Annotated in this window: 19 protein-coding genes; 6 read left to right on the top strand and 13 right to left on the bottom strand. The window is 64.3% G+C overall.

Annotated elements, in window-relative coordinates; genetic code table 11:
- Nucleotides 1-103 precede the first annotated feature (103 nt).
- The 3 genes from EN824_RS09245 to EN824_RS09235 all read right to left on the bottom strand — a co-directional run bounded on the left by EN824_RS09245 (nucleotide 104) and on the right by EN824_RS09235 (nucleotide 3,948).
- Nucleotides 104-1,987, bottom strand: coding sequence for an ABC transporter ATP-binding protein/permease (locus EN824_RS09245; protein ID WP_135863772.1), 1,884 nt, complete (start codon nucleotides 1,985-1,987; stop codon nucleotides 104-106).
- A gap of 25 nt (nucleotides 1,988-2,012) precedes the next feature.
- The gene (locus EN824_RS09240) at nucleotides 2,013-2,306 is read right to left on the bottom strand and encodes a metalloregulator ArsR/SmtB family transcription factor (protein ID WP_127280730.1); all 294 of its coding nucleotides are present in this window, start codon (nucleotides 2,304-2,306) and stop codon (nucleotides 2,013-2,015) included.
- 133 nt (nucleotides 2,307-2,439) lie between these two features.
- The gene (locus tag EN824_RS09235) at nucleotides 2,440-3,948 is read right to left on the bottom strand and encodes a LysM peptidoglycan-binding domain-containing protein (RefSeq protein WP_135863770.1); all 1,509 of its coding nucleotides are present in this window, start codon (nucleotides 3,946-3,948) and stop codon (nucleotides 2,440-2,442) included.
- 125 nt (nucleotides 3,949-4,073) lie between these two features.
- Between EN824_RS09235 and EN824_RS09230 the strand changes: the two genes are divergently transcribed.
- On the top strand, nucleotides 4,074-4,685 hold the full coding sequence (locus EN824_RS09230; RefSeq protein WP_127281002.1) for a TIGR00730 family Rossman fold protein: 612 nt from the start codon (nucleotides 4,074-4,076) through the stop codon (nucleotides 4,683-4,685).
- A 46-nt stretch (nucleotides 4,686-4,731) separates the two neighbouring features.
- On the opposite strand, the gene EN824_RS09225 is transcribed toward EN824_RS09230, so the two are convergent.
- Nucleotides 4,732-5,631: a LysR substrate-binding domain-containing protein gene (locus EN824_RS09225; RefSeq protein ID WP_135863768.1), complete on the bottom strand. Its 900-nt coding sequence runs from the start codon at nucleotides 5,629-5,631 to the stop codon at nucleotides 4,732-4,734.
- Nucleotides 5,632-5,749: 118 nt separating this feature from the next.
- On the opposite strand from EN824_RS09225, the gene EN824_RS09220 reads away from it, so the two are divergent.
- From EN824_RS09220 to EN824_RS09210, 3 genes are all read left to right on the top strand, one after another.
- Nucleotides 5,750-6,040, top strand: a complete 291-nt coding sequence (locus tag EN824_RS09220; protein ID WP_127281229.1) for a muconolactone Delta-isomerase family protein — start codon at nucleotides 5,750-5,752, stop codon at nucleotides 6,038-6,040.
- A gap of 159 nt (nucleotides 6,041-6,199) precedes the next feature.
- Nucleotides 6,200-6,982 (top strand): glucose 1-dehydrogenase, encoded by a 783-nt coding sequence (locus tag EN824_RS09215; protein WP_127871406.1) that lies wholly within the window; start codon nucleotides 6,200-6,202, stop codon nucleotides 6,980-6,982.
- Nucleotides 6,983-7,091: 109 nt separating this feature from the next.
- A complete protein-coding gene (locus EN824_RS09210) occupies nucleotides 7,092-8,090 on the top strand; it encodes a transporter (RefSeq protein WP_127281220.1) in 999 nt (332 codons plus the stop codon).
- On the opposite strand, the gene rarD is transcribed toward EN824_RS09210, so the two are convergent.
- From rarD to cysS, 8 genes are all read right to left on the bottom strand, one after another.
- Nucleotides 8,068-8,994 (bottom strand): EamA family transporter RarD, encoded by a 927-nt coding sequence (rarD, locus tag EN824_RS09205; RefSeq protein ID WP_127871405.1) that lies wholly within the window; start codon nucleotides 8,992-8,994, stop codon nucleotides 8,068-8,070. The two genes, EN824_RS09210 and rarD, sit on opposite strands and share 23 nt — an antisense overlap.
- Nucleotides 8,995-9,076: 82 nt before the next feature.
- Nucleotides 9,077-10,693 carry a citramalate synthase gene (cimA, locus tag EN824_RS09200; RefSeq protein ID WP_135932175.1) on the bottom strand — a complete coding sequence of 539 codons (1,617 nt, stop codon included), beginning with the start codon at nucleotides 10,691-10,693 and terminating at the stop codon, nucleotides 9,077-9,079.
- Nucleotides 10,694-10,736: 43 nt separating this feature from the next.
- A complete protein-coding gene (gene pip / locus EN824_RS09195) occupies nucleotides 10,737-11,687 on the bottom strand; it encodes a prolyl aminopeptidase (RefSeq protein WP_135932174.1) in 951 nt (316 codons plus the stop codon).
- Nucleotides 11,684-12,160, bottom strand: a complete 477-nt coding sequence (locus EN824_RS09190) for a GFA family protein (RefSeq protein WP_127280640.1) — start codon at nucleotides 12,158-12,160, stop codon at nucleotides 11,684-11,686. The genes pip and EN824_RS09190 overlap by 4 nt, the downstream gene beginning before the upstream one ends.
- Nucleotides 12,157-12,648 (bottom strand): GFA family protein, encoded by a 492-nt coding sequence (locus tag EN824_RS09185; protein WP_135932173.1) that lies wholly within the window; start codon nucleotides 12,646-12,648, stop codon nucleotides 12,157-12,159. Before EN824_RS09185 ends, EN824_RS09190 begins: the two co-directional genes overlap by 4 nt.
- 6 nt (nucleotides 12,649-12,654) lie before the next feature.
- The gene (locus tag EN824_RS09180) at nucleotides 12,655-13,059 is read right to left on the bottom strand and encodes a VOC family protein (protein ID WP_135932172.1); all 405 of its coding nucleotides are present in this window, start codon (nucleotides 13,057-13,059) and stop codon (nucleotides 12,655-12,657) included.
- Entirely contained in the window at nucleotides 13,056-13,406 is a 351-nt protein-coding gene (locus EN824_RS35150) for a hypothetical protein (RefSeq protein WP_189522173.1), read from the bottom strand. Before EN824_RS35150 ends, EN824_RS09180 begins: the two co-directional genes overlap by 4 nt.
- Nucleotides 13,407-13,438: 32 nt before the next feature.
- Nucleotides 13,439-14,890, bottom strand: coding sequence for a cysteine--tRNA ligase (gene cysS / locus EN824_RS09170; RefSeq protein ID WP_135932171.1), 1,452 nt, complete (start codon nucleotides 14,888-14,890; stop codon nucleotides 13,439-13,441).
- 418 nt (nucleotides 14,891-15,308) lie between these two features.
- Between cysS and EN824_RS09165 the strand changes: the two genes are divergently transcribed.
- The gene (locus EN824_RS09165) at nucleotides 15,309-15,464 is read left to right on the top strand and encodes a hypothetical protein (RefSeq protein WP_015318552.1); all 156 of its coding nucleotides are present in this window, start codon (nucleotides 15,309-15,311) and stop codon (nucleotides 15,462-15,464) included.
- A gap of 68 nt (nucleotides 15,465-15,532) precedes the next feature.
- On the opposite strand, the gene EN824_RS09160 is transcribed toward EN824_RS09165, so the two are convergent.
- Nucleotides 15,533-16,294: an SOS response-associated peptidase gene (locus EN824_RS09160; RefSeq protein ID WP_135932170.1), complete on the bottom strand. Its 762-nt coding sequence runs from the start codon at nucleotides 16,292-16,294 to the stop codon at nucleotides 15,533-15,535.
- Between the two features lie 119 nt (nucleotides 16,295-16,413).
- On the opposite strand from EN824_RS09160, the gene EN824_RS09155 reads away from it, so the two are divergent.
- The gene (locus tag EN824_RS09155) at nucleotides 16,414-16,836 is read left to right on the top strand and encodes an NUDIX hydrolase (RefSeq protein WP_127278314.1); all 423 of its coding nucleotides are present in this window, start codon (nucleotides 16,414-16,416) and stop codon (nucleotides 16,834-16,836) included.
- Nucleotides 16,837-16,891: the final 55 nt, after the last annotated feature.

The raw sequence follows: 16,891 nt of genomic DNA, 5'->3' as shown, positions 1-16,891 counted from the left end.
CAGCGGCGCCTGCTCCGAAAGAAACCGGAGATGACCGCGGGACAGCCCCCCTCTGCCTTGCCGGGCATCTCCCCCACAAGGGGGGAGATTGGCACTCCACCGACTACGACACTTCCGACGTGCGCCTGCGCACGACGACACCCAGTTCGTCGCTTTCGCGGGCAATGCGCAGCCGCTCCTCGGCCTCGGTCGCCTCGCGCTGGCGGTCCCACATCGAGGCGTAGAGGCCGTGCTTTCGCATCAGCTCGACATGGGTGCCGCGCTCGGCGATCTGGCCATCCTTGAGCACGATGATCTCGTCGGCCGAAATCACCGTCGACAGGCGGTGGGCGATGACGATGGTGGTGCGGCCTTTGCTGACCAGGTCGAGCGCGGCCTGGATCTCCTGTTCGGTGTGGCTGTCGAGCGCCGAAGTGGCTTCGTCGAGCATCAGGATGGGCGGCGCCTTCAGGATGGTGCGCGCGATCGCCACGCGTTGCTTCTCGCCACCGGAAAGTTTCAGCCCGCGCTCGCCGACCATCGACTTGTAGCCGTCCGGCAGCTTCTCGATGAACGGTCCGATCTGGGCGAGTTCGGCGGCCTTGCGCACCTCCTCCTCGCCGGCGCTGACACGGCCGTAGCGGATGTTGTAGGCGATGGTGTCGTTGAACAGCACCGTGTCCTGCGGCACCATGCCGAGCACCGCGCGCAGGCTGTCCTGCGTCACATCCCTCACATCCTGGCCATCGATCAGCACCTGGCCACCCTGCACGTCGTAGAAGCGGAACAGCAGCCGCGAGATGGTCGACTTGCCCGCCCCCGACGGCCCGACAATGGCAACGGTCTTGCCGGCCGGCACCTCGAAGGAGACGCCCTTCAGGATCTTGCGGTTCGGATCGTAGGAGAAGTGGACGTCGCGGAACTCGACCTTGCCGGCGCTCACGGCCAGCGGCTTGGCGTTGGGCTTGTCGACGATCTCCTGCGGCACGTCGAGCAGATCGAACATGTGCTCGATGTCGGTCAACCCTTGCCGGATCTCGCGATAGATGAAGCCGATGAAGTTGAGCGGCACGGAAAGCTGCACCAGCATGGCATTGATGAAAACGAAATCGCCGACGCTCTGGGTGCCGGCCTGCACCTCCAGCGCCGACATGCACATGACGACGACCGTGCCGACGCCGAAGATGAAGCCCTGGCCGAAGTTCAGCCAGCCGAGCGAGGTCCAGGTCTTGGTGGCGGCGATCTCGTAACGCGCCATCGAGCGGTCGAAGCGCTCGGCCTCCATGCGCTCATTGGTGAAATACTTGACCGTCTCGAAATTGAGCAGCGAGTCGATCGCCTTGGTGTTGGCGTCGGTGTCGCTGTCGTTCATGTCGCGGCGGATCGAGATGCGCCAGTCGCTCGCCTTGACCGTGAACCAGACGTAGAGGCAGACGGTGATCGCCACCACGGCCACGTATTTCCAGCCATAGGTGAAACCGAATATGCCGGCGGTCAGCGCGAATTCGAGGATCGTCGGCGCCGTGTTCAGCATGATGAAGCGCACGATCGTCTCGATGCCCTTGGTGCCCCGCTCGATGATGCGCGACAGGCCGCCGGTGCGGCGCTCCAGGTGAAAACGCAGCGACAGCTGATGCATGTGCACGAAGGTGCGGAAGGCGAGCTGACGCACCGCATGCTGGCCGACCCGGGCAAAGAGAGCGTCGCGCAGCTGGTTGAAGCCGAGCTGGACAAGCCTCAGCACATTATAGGCAATGACCAGCATCACCGGGGCGAGCATGAACGACGGCAGCGGCGGGGGCGATTTGAAGCCTCCCGCCAGCGCATCGGTTGCCCATTTGAAGAAATAGGGACCGGCGACCAGCGTCACCTTGGCCACGACCAGCAACAGCGTCGCCCAGGTCACCCGCGCCCTAAGGTCGGCGCGGTCGGCCGGCCACATATAGGGCCAGAGGTTACGCAATGTCGTGAGTGTCGAGGTGTCGGCGGAGACGGTTTTTTCGGCCACTTTTCTTGCCTTTTGGGTGAGAGGATCAGCGGCCGGAGCAGCAGGAATTGATGAGCGCGCCGAGCGACGCCGATACGTCGGCAAGTGCCGCGCGATCGACGGCATAGCGCGATCGTTGACGATCGGGCTCGAAGCGGACAAGGCCGGCCTCGACCAATATTTTCAGATGCTGGGAGATGGTCGACTGCGCCAGATCGAAATGGTCGACAACCTCACGGCAGCAGCAGGAATTGCTGGCGGACAGATGCCTCAGTATCTCGATCCGCGCCGGATGCGCAAGCGCTGCGAACCGCGCCGCGACAAGGCGGCTGTCCGGCATGCAGCCAGGCGCCGCCGAGGCGGCGTGGTCTGATACGGGGATGTATTCTGTCATCGTTCATCGGCGATAGACGATGAGCGATGACAGGGCAAGCTAGGCCGATGGGTAGATCGCCGGAATTGCCGATCTCTCGCTATTGCGTCTTCGCCGGTGCAGTGGTCGCCTGCTCGCCCATCGCCTTGAGGTCGGCGGCTTCACCTTCCTTCGACTTTTCCGGGACTTTGAATACCTGCCCCGGCCAGATGCGGTTCGGATTCCTGATCTGGTCCTGGTTGGCGAGGTATATGGTGGAGTAGCGCACGCCGTGACCATAGACGCGCCTTGAAATCCGCCACAGCGTATCGTTACGCCGAATGACGACCGCGCCGTCGGCATGTTCGAGCTTGGGCGACACGACTTCGGGCACGTCGCTTGGCGGCGTGGCTGCCGCGACAACGGCCGGTGCCGGGGCCTCTGCGGCTGGTGCGGACTCCGCCGGAGCAGCAGCGGCAACAGCAGGCGCCGCAGCGGCTGGTGCCTCCGCGGCAGCAGGCGCAGCGGGCTTGGTCTCTGCCGGCTTGGTCTCGGCCGGCTTGGTCCCGGCTGGGGCAACGGCGGCGACCGCCTCGCCCGGCTCGCGCTCGAAGGGTACGGCGGCGCGAGCCACCACCTTCACGCCGTCGGCATCGAGGCCGTCGACATGGATGGTATAGCTGCCGACCGGAATGTCGCGCGTCGCCTCGACCAGAAAATGGCCGTCCGGCGACGTCTGTGCGTCGCCGAGCAGAATGTCGTTGGCATAGGCGCGCACCTTGCGGCCCGGATCGGCGAGGCCGGCGACAAAAATCTTGTTGCCGTCGATTTCGACCGCCTCGACGACGATCTTGGGTTCAGCCACAGCCGGCGCGGCCGGTGCCGCCGGAGCGGGTTGTGCCTCAACCACGGCTGGCGCGGTCGGCGCCGGCGCGGCGGGCGCTGGAGCGACCGTCGCGGGCGCTTCAGCAGCTTGGTCGCCGGTTGCCGGCGCCGGCTTTGTCTCGGGTGTCGGAACCGTCAACAGTTCGGCCGGCTTGCCCGGCTCCTCGACCATGGCCAGCACCTGGCCAGCCGCATTCGCGGGCACCGAGACCACGGCAGTCTGCGCCGAGGCGGTCACGACCGTGCCGACGGTCGAACGCAGCGCGATCGTATAGTCGCCGGGCTTCAGCGGATCGTCGAGCACGATGACAAAGGCGCCATCGGGACCAGCCACCGTCGAGCCGATCACCGTTGAGCCGTTGAGGATTTCGACCTTCGAGTTGGGCACCGCCTTGCCGGCAACGACGATCGAGCCGTTGCTCTCGACGCGCACGACGTCGAAAGTCGGCGCGATCGGACCCGCCGTCGCGGGCGCCGCAGGCGCCGCCGCATCGGTTGCGGGTGCTGCCGGGGCTGTCGCCTGGGGTGCCGCGGCCGGAGCGGCCGGCACCGCCGGAGCCGGCAGCCGCCCTTCCGTGCCGGGGTCGGCGGGTTTCGGCGCCGCGGGCGGCGTCAAGGCCGCCACTTGCGCCGGCGGCGCGGGATGAAGATACGGGTCGAGCGCGCCCGATACATAGGCGGTTCCCGCCGCCGCGACGGTCCCACCCGCCGCGAACAGGAACGCCTTCAATGGATTAATTGCCATATTTCCCTACCCCTTAGCCACCTAACGCCGGTCTAGCGTGTTTTGCCAAAGCCGACAAGAAAAAGCCCGCCCTTGTCAGCCTTTGGGCTTGACCAGGCTTCCAGACCCAATCACCAATCATCCGTATGAACACGATTCGATCCGTCTGCGTCTATTGCGGCTCGTCTCCGGGCCGCGATGAAATCTATGTCAAGGCCGGCCATCTGCTTGGACGCTCAATTGCCAAGGCAGGGCTGCGGCTGGTCTATGGCGGCGGCACCAAAGGCATCATGGGCGCTGTCGCCGAAGGCGCGCTCAAGGCCGGCGGCAAGGTGACCGGCATCATTCCGCGCTTCCTCATCAACAGGGAAGCCACCGAAACCGCGCTTGACCGGCTCGACGAGTTGTTGATCACCGACAACATGCACGAGCGCAAACATAAGATGTTCGAGAAATCCGACGCCTTTGTGGCGCTGCCCGGCGGCATAGGCACAGTCGAGGAAATCGTCGAGATCATGACCTGGGCGCAGCTCGGCCATCACCGCAAGCCGATCGTCTTCGGCAATGTCAACGGATTCTGGGACCCGATGACGGCGTTGCTTGATCACATGGCTGGGGAAGGCTTCATTCACACCGCTCAGCGTGTGAAGCCGCTGGTCGTCAACGACCCCGAGGCCATCGTCGCCGCCATCATGGTGGCCGGGTCGTCGGTCGACGCGCCGACGGAAGGCGTCCAGTCGGTGATCGACAAGATGTAGAGCTAGGGGGCAGTACGTTTGCATTGCCCGAGCGCACGCTTTTCCCCTACTCCCTACTCCCCTCCCTCCGAGCAGCCTCCCGCAGATCGGCGATAACCGCGCGCCGGTCCTGCCGTCGCCAGGCGAGATGAATGGAAACCATGCGCCCGAACCACGGCATGTCGCGGAACAGGATCGAGGGCGGCGCGGCAGTGCGCAGGCTTGCCTGCACGGTGGCGAGACCAAGGCCAGCGCTGACAAGGCCGAGCGAGGTCAGCGGGTCGGCCGTTTCATAAGCGATATCGGGTACGAAGCCAGCCTCGGCGCAAGCGGCGAGGAACTGGCCACGATTGGTGTCGTCGGGCTGGCGCACCACGGTGATCCAGACGCGGCCGTCGAGATGGTGCGGCTGGATATCAGCCACATCGGCCAGCGGATCGTCTTCGGGAATGGCCAGCACCAGCGGCTCGTGGCGCAGCGGCGTGCTGGCGATATCGGGATCGTCGGCAGCCGCGGGAGAATACACCAGACCAAGATCGAGCGAGCGCTGCCGAAGCCCCTCCATCTGCGCCGCCGAGCGCAGGCTTCTCAGCTGCAGGTGAAAATCCGGCCGGTCGCGGCGGAACTGGCGCAGCATGCCGGCGACAAGCCCGGCATGAACCGCACCCTCGACATAGCCGATGGCAAGGCGCCCGGTGGAACCGCTGGCCAGGTTGCGGCCAAGCTCCTCCAACCGGCTCGCATTCGACAACAAGGCACGGGCCTCGGTCAGGAAGGCGCGGCCCTCGGCATTGAGATGAACGCGCTGCTTTGCCCGCTCGAACAGGGCGACGCCAAGCTGTTGCTCCAGCTGCATGATCTGCCGGCTGAGCGGCGATTGCGAGATATGCAGCAATTCGGCGGCTCGACCGACATTGCCGGTTTCGGCGACGGTGACGAAATATCTGATCTGGCGCAGGTCGAACATTTTTGCTCCTCGAAACCCAAGTCCTCTCAGGTCTCAACTTTAGCCTAATCAGTCTTGGACAGTCTGACCATGCGGCGCGATATCTCCTGCCATCAACCACTGACAACAGGAGATCGAAATGCAATTCCTTGCCCTTCTCACCCGCAACACGGAAAAGTTCACCGACGCGGATTTCGCACCCGTTCTGCCTGACGAGGCCGAACAGCGCCGCACCCTCTATGCGGAAGGCTCCGTGCGCCAGATCTGGAATCGCGGCGACATTCCCGGCAGCGGCATGATGTTCGAAGCCGGCAGCGACGCCGATGTGCGCGGCCATCTCGCCACTCTGCCGCTGGTCAAGGCCGGCATGATGGATATTGCCGCGATCGTGCCGCTCAACCCCTATCCGGGGTTCGGGCCGAAGCGCTGAGGCTGACGGCCGCGACAACCGAGGCCGCCAGCCGGGCGCCAAGGCGACAAAGCGCCTTGCATGTCATCAAGTCACGCGGCACGCTGGTGCTGCCGCTTGCCGAGGCCAGACGGGCCTTCGCGCTGGCGGGCGACAGATCGCGACCGATAAAGGTGCAAATTGCATTCGACTGACTATCTCGGCCGCCTGTTCGGCCTCGAAGGCAAGCATGCCTTCATAACCGGCGCCAGCCGCGGCCTGGGCCTGGCCTTCGCGGAAGCGCTTGCGAGCGCCGGCGCTCGCGTCACGATCGGCGGCCGCAAGGCCGACGATCTGAAAGTGGCCGCAGACAGGCTGCGCGCCGCGGGCCATTCGATCGCGGAAGCGGTCATCGACGTGACCGACACACAGTCGGTCGACAAGGCGGTCGCGGCAGCGGAAACGGGCACCGGACCGATCGACATCCTGGTCAACAATGCGGGCATCCAGCGCCGGGCGCCGCTGGAAAGCTTTAGCGACGCCGACTGGGACGCGCTGATGGCCACCAACCTGGACGGCGTGTTCAAGGTGAGCCGGGCCGTCGTAAAGGGCATGATCGCTCGCCAAAGGGGAGCGATCATCAACGTCTCCTCGGTGCAGAGCGTGCTCGCGCGCCCTTCGATCGCGCCTTACGCGGCGAGCAAGGGCGCCATCACCATGCTGACCAGGTCGATGGCCGGCGAATGGGGCCAGCACGGCGTGCGCGTCAACGCAATCGCGCCGGGCTATTTCAGGACCGAGCTCAACGCCGCGCTGGTCGCCGACGAGAAATTCTCCGCCTGGCTGACGGGCCGCACGCCGATGCGGCGCTGGGGCGAGGTGCAGGAGCTTGCTGGAGCCGCCGTGTTCCTGGCTTCCGACGCCGCCAGTTTCGTGAGCGGACAGACACTGCTGGTGGATGGCGGGATCACCAGCGTCCTGTAGGAACGCGCGCCGTCACGAAACAGTCACACTAAATCGGGGATGCCATGCTAGAAATCGGACCTGGCCGCCCCCCGCGACCCCGACCGCATCAGAGACCGGCGAAGCCGCCATGAATATCGCCCTCCCCGCCGAAGGCACCGACCTGTCGCCTTACCTGCCAGATGAGCACGGGCTGTTCTTCATCTACCACTTTACCGCCGAGGGCGCGCGCACCAGGGATGCCGCCGCCGCGCACTGGACATGGCGCAGCTACCAGCTTTCCGACATGCGCGCCCGCCACGAGATCGGCGCCGATAAGGCCTTGCCGGCGCCGGTGCGCGAAGCCTTCCTGGGCGCCAGCCATGGCTGCCATATCGACCTCGAGGATGACTGGCTCTACGGCGATCTGCCGGACCTGCGCCATGATTATTCGGCGGAAGCCGGCGGGCTTGGTCATTTCCGCTTCGCCCTCAACGACACGATGCTGGTCGGCGCCCGCAAGCAACCGCTGCAATCGGTCGACAACATCCGCAAGGCGATCGAGAACGGATCGCGCAAGTTCCGCTCGCCGGCCGAGCTGATCGAGGCTGTCGTCGGGCAGTCGTTCGACGGCATGGCGACGGAACTGGCGTCACTCAGCGACAGTCTCGACGGCATCGAGGACCGTATCGTCTGCGACGCATGGCACAATGAGCGGCAGGCGCTGGTCGATGCGCGCCGGCACCTGGTGGTCATCCACCGGCAGATGGCGACGCTGACAAATCTGTTTCGCCACCTCGACCATTCGCACCGCAACGACCTGCCGGATTCGATCAACGACATGGCAGCGCGGCTTTCGCACCGCGCCCAGACGCTGCACTATGACGGCGAGCAATTGCAGGCGCGCACGCGGTTGCTGCAGGACGAGCTGATGGCCAAGCTGACGACGCAGTCGAACCGGCTGCTCTATGTGCTCTCGGTGATGACGGCGGTGCTGTTGCCGATGACCATCATCTCGGGCCTGTTTGGCATGAATGTCGGCGGCCTGCCGCTGGTCAACACCCCATTGGGCTTCTGGGTGGTCACCGCCGTATCGCTGCTGATCGCGGGCGCGACCTATCTTTTCGTCAGACGGCTCGGACAGATGTAGCCCGGCGCGCCGTCGCCAGCATGGACCAGGAATAGATCGCAAGCGCCGCCCAGATCAGGGCAAAGGCGATAGCCTGCGTTGTGCCGAACGGCTCGTCGAAGATCAGCACGGCAATCAGAAACACCATGGTCGGCGCTATGTACTGCATGATGCCGATGGTCGAGAGGCGCAGCAGCTTGGCGCCGAAGGCGAACAGCAGCAGCGGCACGGCGGTCACCGGCCCGCAGCCGATGAGCAGCGCGGTGTCGGTGCCATTGCTGGAGACGAAATGGTCCTGTCCGGTGGCGATCAGGAAGACGATGTAGCCCAGCGCCGGCACCGACAGCAAAAGCACTTCGAGCAGGAAACCCTGGCTGGGGCCGATCGGCAGCGTCTTGCGGAAGAAGCCGTAGGCGGCGAAGGAAAACGCCAACGCCAGCGACACCCAGGGCAGCTTGCCGCCATCGATCGTCAGTACGGCGACGGCAACCGCGGCAAGCGCCACCGCCGCGATCTGCAGCCGGTCGAGCCGTTCGCCAAGCAGCAGCGCGCCGACCACGACGTTGACCAGCGGGTTGATGTAATAGCCGAGGGCTGTCTCGACGGTGCGGTCGACGGCGATCGCCCAGACGTAAATGCCCCAGTTTACCGAAATCAACGCCGCCGTCAGCGCCGCCATGGCGATGGTACGGGGCGAGCGGATCGCCGCCTTGAAATCGGCCGTGCGGCCGGCCCAGACCAGGACCGCCGCGGCAATCGGCAGCGACCAGACGATGCGATGTGCAATGACCTCGGCAAGCGGCAGATGCGCCACCGCCTTCATGTAGAAGGGCAGCAACCCCCACAAGAGATAAGCGCCCAGCGCCAGCAAGAAGCCGCGGCGGGCTTTTGAATCTGTATCGGAGGCAATTGCTTCAGCGGCCATGGCCCAACGCTATGGCCCAGTAACCTTGGCAAGACCATCGCAAAGTTCTGATGGATCAATGGACTTTCGCTGATGGTTCAACTTACTCCGCAGCCACCAGCCCCGCCATCTCGCGGTTCTTCATCAGCTTGTAGATGATTGAATCCATCAGCGCCTGGAACGATGCGTCAATAATGTTTTCGGAGACACCGACCGTCCACCAGCGGGCGCCGGTGCCGTCATGCGATTCGATGAGCACGCGGGTGATGGCCTCGGTGCCGCCATTGAGGATACGCACCTTGAAGTCGGCGAGTTCGAGATCGGCGATCTCGTTCTGGTATCTGCCGAGATCCTTGCGGAGCGCGATGTCGAGCGCGTTGACCGGGCCATGGCCCTCGGCCACCGACATCTTCTCCTCGCCCTCGACCAGCACCTTGACCACCGCTTCCGATACCGTCTTCAACTGTCCGTTGGCATCGAAGCGGCGCTCGATCATGCAGCGGAACGAGGTGACGTGGAAGAACTCGGGCAGGCCATGCAGCATCTTGCGCGCCAGGAGTTCGAAGGAGGCGTCGGCGCCCTCATAGGCATAGCCCGACGCCTCACGCTCCTTGACCACGGATATCAGGGCGTCGAGCCGGTGATCGTCCTTCGGCACATCGATGCCGCGCCGCTTCAACTCGGCGAGGAAATTGGCCTTGCCGCCCTGGTCAGAGACCATGACGCGGCGACGGTTGCCCACGGATTCCGGCGGCACGTGCTCATAAGTCGCCGGCTCCTTGGCAAGCGCGGAAGCATGAATGCCGGCCTTGGTGGCAAAGGCGGACGAGCCGACATAGGGGGCCTGCGCTTCCGGGGCACGGTTCAACAATTCGTCGAAGGCGCGGGACAGCCTTGAGATGCCGGTCAGCGATTCGGCTGAAATTCCAGTCTCGAAGCGGTCGGCGAAAGCCGGCTTCAGCGCCAGCGTCGGCACGATGGAGATCAGATTGGCGTTGCCGCAGCGCTCGCCAATGCCGTTCAGCGTGCCCTGGATCTGACGCACGCCGGCTTCGACGGCGGCAAGGGAATTGGCCACCGCCTGGCCGGTGTCGTCATGGGCGTGGACGCCGAGATGCTGGCCCGGGATGCCCGCGGCGATGACCTTTTCAACGATTGCCCGCACTTCGGAGGGCTGCGTGCCGCCATTGGTGTCGCAAAGCACCACCCAGCGCGCGCCGGCATCATAAGCTGTCTTCGCGCAGGCAAGCGCATAGTCCGGGTTGGCCTTGAAGCCGTCGAAGAAATGCTCGCAATCGACCATTGCTTCCTTGTCCGAAGCGACTGATGTCTCGACGGACACCTTTATGCACTCGAGGTTCTCCTCGTTGGTGCAACCGAGCGCGACGCGAACATGGTAATCCCAGCTCTTGGCGACGAAGCAGATGGCGTCCGATTTCGACTGGACGAGTGCCGCCAGTCCCGGATCGTTGGAGGCGGAGACCCCAGCCCGCTTGGTCATGCCGAAAGCGACGAATTTGGCGCGTGCCGTGCGCTTTTGCTGAAAGAAGGCGGTATCGGTCGGGTTGGCGCCGGGATAACCACCTTCGACATAGTCGAAGCCGAACTCGTCGAGCAGTTTGGCAATCGCGATCTTGTCCTCGACCGAAAAGTCGATGCCCGGCGTCTGCTGGCCATCGCGCAGTGTGGTGTCGAAGAGATAGAGGCGTTGTTTTGTCATGGCCTTAGCTCGAAAAGTCGTAGCAGAGCGCAGTCAGGCACTGTCATTTACCTGCATATTTGTCCGTCGCGCGGATCAGCTGATCGAGGATGCCCGGCTCCGAATAGGCATGGCCAGCGCCCTCGATCAGATGAAAGTCCGCCTTGGGCCAGGCCTTGTGCAGCGCCCAGGCGTAGCGCGCCGGGCACGGCATGTCGTAGCGGCCATGGACGATGGTGCCCGGAATGTCCTTGAGCTTTCCGGCATCGCGCAGCAACTGCCCCTCCTCCAGCCACCCGGCGTGGACGAAATAGTGGTTCTCGATGCGGGCAAAGGCGACGGCGTAGTCGCCCTCGCCAAAGGGACCGCTGGTTTCAGGCTCCGGCAGCAGGGTGATCGTCTCGCCTTCCCATAGGCTCCAGGCACGGGCGGCCTCGATCTGCGCCTTGCGGTCGGAGCCGACCAGCCGCTTGCGGTAGGCGCCCATCATGTCGCCGCGCTCGACCTCGGGAATCGGCGCCAGGAAACGTTCCCACTTGTCGGGGAACATCTCTGAGACGCCGAACTGATAATACCATTCAAGCTCAGCGCGGGTCAGCGTGTAGATGCCACGCACCACCAGTTCGCTGACGCGATCAGGGTGTGTCTCGGCGTAGGTGAGCGCCAGTGTCGAGCCCCAGGAACCGCCGAACACGAGCCATCTATCGAAGCCGGCCATTTCGCGCAGGCGTTCGATGTCGGCAACGAGATGCCAGGTCGTGTTGGCCTCCAGCGAGGCATTCGGCGTCGACTTGCCGCAGCCGCGCTGATCGAACAGGATGACATCGTAAAGCCTGGGGTCGAACAGCCGCCGGTGTTTTGGCGAGATGGTGCCGCCCGGCCCGCCATGCAGGAACACCGCCGGCTTGGCGCCCTTGGTGCCCGACCGCTCCCAATAGGGCTGATGGCCATCACCGACGTCGAGCATGCCCGAGTCGAACGGTTCGATTTCCGGATAGAGGGTGCGCAAGCTCATAGTTTCAGGCCCTGTTGCGGCCAATTGGCCGTTTCGTGATCGGGATGTTGGAAGGAGATGATCTGCTCCTGCCGCGCGTAATAGTCGGGATCCTGGTGGACGGGTTGCTCGAAGATCGTCTCCACCCAAGGCAGCCGTGCCGCATAGTTGACCTGGATCCGCGGCGCCAGATCGGAGCGGTCATCGAAGGCGCCGATGGCGATCTCGAGCCCGCCGGGCTGCCGGTAGGTCAGCGGCGTGCCGCACCGGGCGCAGAAGCCGCGATCGATGTTGACCGACGACTGGAAATAGCTGGGCTCCTCACGGGTCCATTCGACACCATCCTTGGGCACCGTCACCAGCGCGCCGAAGAAGGAACCGAACTGTTTCTGGCACATCCGGCAATGGCAGATGGATGGGCGTCCCAGCGCGCCCTTGATGCGGAAGCGCACGGCGCCGCATTGGCAGCCGCCGGTTCGGACTGTCTCGGTCATGATCTTTCCTCCGGCGGCCATTGGTCGGTGTCGTGGTCGGGATGCTGATAGGAGACGAGCTCGGCGAGATAGGGGGCCGAGCCCATATCCGCCATCGTGTCCTCGCCCGGCAATCGCGGAATGGAATCCACGTAGGGCAGTTTCGCCTCCGTGCCCCATTGGATGGTCGGCGCGATACCAGCCGGATCGTCGAAGGCGGCGATCGCCAGCGCCATGCCGTCGGGCGCCTCGAAGGTCAGCGGCGTGCCGCATTCGGCGCAGAAGCCACGCCAGGCCGCATTGGAGGACCGGAACCGCTTGGGCTCGCCGCGCGTCCAATCGACCTTGGCGCCGCGCACCGAGACCAGCGGCAGGTAGAAATTGCCGCTCGCCTTCTGGCACATGCGGCAGTGGCAGACCGAGGCGTCGCCAAGCGCGCCTTCGACGCGAAAGCGCACCGCGCCGCACTGGCAGCCGCCCGTATAGACCGGCCGATTGTCGAGGCTCATCGACTTTCACTCCGATCCATGGGCTCCCTCCGGATCATGGCAGACCGCCTCGACATTGTTGCCGTCGGGATCGAAGACGAAGGCGCCGTAGTAGTTGGGGTGATAGTGCGGGCGCAGGCCCGGTCCGCCATTGTCCTTGCCGCCGGCTGCAAGGGCGGCGGCATGGAAGGCGTCGACCTCGGCGCGGCTGCGCGCGGTGAAGGCGACGTGCTGGTGATCTCGGGGCTTTTCGCTGGCCGCGCTTAGCCAGAACACAGGCCGGTCGCGGCCATAACCGCCGACCCTGGCGCCACCGGTGTATTCCTGCGGCACCATGTAAAGCAGCGAAGCACCCAGCGGCGCCATCGCCTTGTCGTAGAAGGCTTTTGAATTGTCGAAATCAGACACGGTGATGCCGAGATGGTCGATCATGGAACGAGTTCCTCCGTTGCCGGTTCGCTCGCCGGCATTTCAGCATCGGCCAGGCCGGCCTCGATGAGGATGTGCTGGCAGACATTGTCGATATCGCGAATGCCGTCGTCGTTCCAGAGGCGCAGCAGCCGTGGACGGCTGCCGACACCTTGGACTGTCGGGATCAGCTCTCTACGGCGCCCCCCTCTGTCCTGCCGGACATCTCCCCCACGAGGGGGGAGATTGGCAGCCTTCGTGCCGCGCTCAATCTTGCGATGTTTGAGATTGGCGAAATCGGCGACGACGTCCGATCTCCCCCCTTGTGGGGGAGATGTCCGGCAGGACAGAAAGGGGCGCTGTCCCGCCAACCTCTCCACTCCGGCCATAACAGCAACCACCCTCACCGCTTGATCTCCCACGTCGTCATGCGCTCGCCGGTGACCGGGTCCTTGCCGTCCTTCAGCTGCACTCCCTTGGCCAGCAGTTCATCGCGGATGCGGTCGGCCTCGGCCCAGTTCTTCGCGGCGATGAACTGCAGGCGCCTGGCGATGGCCTGAGCGATCGCGACCTCGTCGACTTTAGCCGCGCCGACGTCGAAACCGAGGAATGCGAGCGAGGTTTTCAAGGAAGCCGCAGCGCCATTTTCGCCAACGCCGCTGAATTCGGTCGCCTCGCCTGCAAGCTGGGTCAGTTGCTGGAAGGCCGCGTAGGTCGCGAGGTCATCCGACAGCGCCTCCACCACCTCCACCGGCAACCGACTTCCCGCGGCCGGCGCCAGATCCGCCGCGCGTTTCCATTTGCGCAGCGTGTTTTCCGCCTCCTCCAGCTTGCGCACGGAAAAGTCGATCGGTTCGCGATAATGCGTCATCAGCATCGCCAGCCGGAGCACGTCGCCCGGCCATTTGCGGCCACCAAAAGTGTCGGTCTCCAGCAATTCGTGGATCGAGTAGAAATTGCCGAGGCTCTTCGACATCTTCTGGCCCTCGACCTGCAGGAAGCCGTTGTGCATCCACACATTGGCCATGACCGACGTGCCGTGGGCGCAGCGCGACTGGGCGATCTCGTTCTCATGGTGCGGGAAGATCAGATCGAGGCCGCCGCCATGGATGTCGAAGACCTCGCCGAGATAGGCAGCCGACATGGCCGAGCATTCGATATGCCAGCCGGGCCGGCCCCTGCCCCACGGACTTTGCCAGCCCGGCTCTTCGGCCGAAGACAGTTTCCACAGCACGAAATCGCCGGGGTTTTTCTTGTGGGCGTCGACGGCGATGCGGGCGCCGGCCTGCTGCTCGTCGAGATTGCGTTTCGACAATTGCCCATAGTCCGGCATCGATGCAGTATCGAACAGAACTTCGCCCGCCGCGACATAGGCGTGGCCGCGCCCGATCAGGCTTAGAATCAAGGTGATCATGTCAGCCTTGCCGTCGGCGCGGGGCTCGACGAATTCGGTGGCGCGCGGCTCGACCGTCGGCTCCAGGCAGCCAAGCGTGGCGACGTCCCTGTGGAACTGGTCGGCGGTTTTTTCGGTAACCCGCCGGATCGCTTCGTTAAGCGACAGTGTGCCGGCTGATATCTCGCCGCCGAAATCACGCAGCGCGCGCGCGTTGATCTTGTCGTCGACGTCGGTGACGTTGCGCACATAGGTGACGTGCGTCTCGCCATAGAGATGGCGCAGCAGACGGAACAGCACGTCGAAGACGATGACCGGCCTGGCGTTGCCGATATGGGCGAAGTCGTAGACGGTCGGGCCGCAGACATACATGCGCACATTTCGCGGATCGATCGGCACGAAGTCCTCTTTCGCGCGCGTCAGCGTGTTGTAGAGGCGCAGGCCCTGCGATGCGTCAGACATTCCAAGCCTTCCCGGTTTCAGAACTTCTTGTCTGGATGGAGCCAGCCCCGCGCCGAGGCGCAAATCAGACTCCAGCCTGCTGGCCGGGGCGTTTGTCCAATCTGGGGAAGATGAGGCGAAAACGTCCGGACCAGCGCGAGGCTAGCCAATAATGCATATGCCACAAATGGCGAAAGACGTTTTCATGGGCGGCTTTATCGCCCCGACCAGTGTTGCCGTCAAGTCGCTGATCCCGGGAAAAACATCGCGAGGGCTGGCAAACGCATCGCCCGATTACACGGAATCAGCCAATGAAACATTTTATTAAACATGTCGGCACAGTCATGAAACATTCGCCGGCTAGATCAGCAAGCGTCACGATTTGGTCGGATTCGGCGACCAAGTCGCATACACGAAAACGTTATCTGGGAAGAGAAACATGCCTCGAAGCAAGCAGGAAGCCAATCGCGCCAAGCAACCGGCGCTGGCCAACCACTATCGTGCGATCGGTCCGGCAGCCATCGTCGCCGCCCTTCTTCACACCGCCAAGAAGAAGAAGCCGGCGCAGAAGATCGTATCGCCCCGCGCCGCCTGAAGCGGCGCCCCGGCCGACACCGAGGGCGCGAACAAGCGCCCTGAACATAAAGACCCCGACTGGCTTCGCTAGAACAGCGTCATCTGACTGTCGTCCGCGCCGGGTTTCTGGCGCCTGACTTTCTCGGGTTCCGGCCCAACCTCGCCCCTCTCTTGAATCTCCGGTCCGGTGTTGGCGACCTTGTTGACAAGGCCGGAGACAGAGATCGCCTCGAAGAAACCGGGCTGTGCCGGCCGCAGCAGATGGGCGACATCGCGCGGTTCGAGCGTGCGGCAATCCAGCCAGCGGGCAAAGTCGGAGACATCGATCACGACCGGCATGCGGTCATGGATATGGGCGATGTCGGCGTTGGCGTTGACGGTCAGGATGGCGCCGGTGTCCATCTCCGAGCCGCCCGGCTCGGCATAGGTTTCGATCAGGCCGGCAAAGGCGACCAATCCGCCATGCCGCGGCCGGATCCAATAGGGTTGCCCCTTCCTGCCTCCGGTCTGCCGCCACTCGTAAAAGCCGGATGCCGGCACCAGCGCACGGCGATGGCGCATGGCGGCCTTGAACGAGGCCTTTTCGACTGCGCCTTCCGAGCGCGCGTTGAACAGCAGCGGAAACTCCCTGGTGTCCTTGACCCAGGCAGGAAGGAGCCCCCAGCGCACCAGCATCGGCTGCCGATCCGGCAGGTTGGAGCCTGCAGCCCGCGGCACGCCAGCAGTCGCCATCAGGACCGGCTGCGTCGGCGCGATGTTGTAGCGGGCCGGGAAATCCTCGAGCTCGGCAAGGCCCAGGAAGGCGGCGGTCCGGTCCGGCGTGGCGGTCAAGGCAAAACGTCCGCACATGATGGAGCCTTTCGAATGGTTCGGCTCCGAAAGTGGCTATGGAACCGGTGTTGCGCAACCGGTAATGCTTCCTCTTACCGGGCGGTCCACAACAGACCGGCCCGCGAATGAGCCTGATCATGAACGAAGCACGAAAGACACTTCCCGCCGTCTCGGTCGCCGTCGTGCGGGGGGACAGCATACTCCTCGTGAAACGGGCAAGGCCGCCTTCGCAAGGGCTCTACGCCTTTCCCGGCGGCAAGGTCGAAGGCGACGAGACGCTGGAGGATGCGGCACGGCGTGAACTGGTGGAAGAGACCGGCTTGCGCGCCACCGGCTTGCGGCCTCTTCGGGAAATCCACATCGACGGCAGGGACGACAGCCACCCAGTCGACTATCTGCTCACGGTCTTCGGCGCCGCCTATGCCGGTGGCGAGGCCGTGGCCAGTGACGACGCCGAGACAGCGGCCTTCTATACACTCAAGGAGATGACCCTGCTGCCGCTTGTCGGCTCGGTATTCGCGGTCGCAGAGGAACTCCTCGGTCCCCTTCAGACCCACTGAGGCGGCACTGAAAATCGCCTTGCAGGCGACAAATTGTTTCGTCACAAGGCTTATG

This window comes from Mesorhizobium sp. M8A.F.Ca.ET.181.01.1.1 (assembly GCF_004792025.1).
Taxonomy (GTDB): domain Bacteria; phylum Pseudomonadota; class Alphaproteobacteria; order Rhizobiales; family Rhizobiaceae; genus Mesorhizobium.
Note: the sequence above shows the minus strand (reverse complement) of the source record. Positions and strands in the feature narration are given on the sequence as shown.

Excerpts from the sequence above, each read along its gene's own strand:
- EN824_RS09230 (WP_127281002.1), top strand. The coding sequence starts at position 4,074 with ATGAACACGATTCGATCCGTCTGCGTCTATTGCGGCTCGTCTCCGGGC.
- EN824_RS09210 (WP_127281220.1), top strand. The coding sequence starts at position 7,092 with ATGAATATCGCCCTCCCCGCCGAAGGCACCGACCTGTCGCCTTACCTG.
- EN824_RS09190 (WP_127280640.1), bottom strand. The coding sequence starts at position 12,160 with ATGACCGAGACAGTCCGAACCGGCGGCTGCCAATGCGGCGCCGTGCGC.
- EN824_RS09220 (WP_127281229.1), top strand. The coding sequence starts at position 5,750 with ATGCAATTCCTTGCCCTTCTCACCCGCAACACGGAAAAGTTCACCGAC.
- EN824_RS09225 (WP_135863768.1), bottom strand. The coding sequence starts at position 5,631 with ATGTTCGACCTGCGCCAGATCAGATATTTCGTCACCGTCGCCGAAACC.
- EN824_RS09160 (WP_135932170.1), bottom strand. The coding sequence starts at position 16,294 with ATGTGCGGACGTTTTGCCTTGACCGCCACGCCGGACCGGACCGCCGCC.
- EN824_RS09180 (WP_135932172.1), bottom strand. The coding sequence starts at position 13,059 with ATGATCGACCATCTCGGCATCACCGTGTCTGATTTCGACAATTCAAAA.
- pip (WP_135932174.1), bottom strand. The coding sequence starts at position 11,687 with ATGAGCTTGCGCACCCTCTATCCGGAAATCGAACCGTTCGACTCGGGC.
- cysS (WP_135932171.1), bottom strand. The coding sequence starts at position 14,890 with ATGTCTGACGCATCGCAGGGCCTGCGCCTCTACAACACGCTGACGCGC.
- EN824_RS09165 (WP_015318552.1), top strand. The coding sequence starts at position 15,309 with ATGCCTCGAAGCAAGCAGGAAGCCAATCGCGCCAAGCAACCGGCGCTG.
- EN824_RS09235 (WP_135863770.1), bottom strand. The coding sequence starts at position 3,948 with ATGGCAATTAATCCATTGAAGGCGTTCCTGTTCGCGGCGGGTGGGACC.
- EN824_RS09185 (WP_135932173.1), bottom strand. The coding sequence starts at position 12,648 with ATGAGCCTCGACAATCGGCCGGTCTATACGGGCGGCTGCCAGTGCGGC.
- cimA (WP_135932175.1), bottom strand. The coding sequence starts at position 10,693 with ATGACAAAACAACGCCTCTATCTCTTCGACACCACACTGCGCGATGGC.
- EN824_RS09155 (WP_127278314.1), top strand. The coding sequence starts at position 16,414 with ATGAACGAAGCACGAAAGACACTTCCCGCCGTCTCGGTCGCCGTCGTG.
- rarD (WP_127871405.1), bottom strand. The coding sequence starts at position 8,994 with ATGGCCGCTGAAGCAATTGCCTCCGATACAGATTCAAAAGCCCGCCGC.
- EN824_RS09240 (WP_127280730.1), bottom strand. The coding sequence starts at position 2,306 with ATGCCGGACAGCCGCCTTGTCGCGGCGCGGTTCGCAGCGCTTGCGCAT.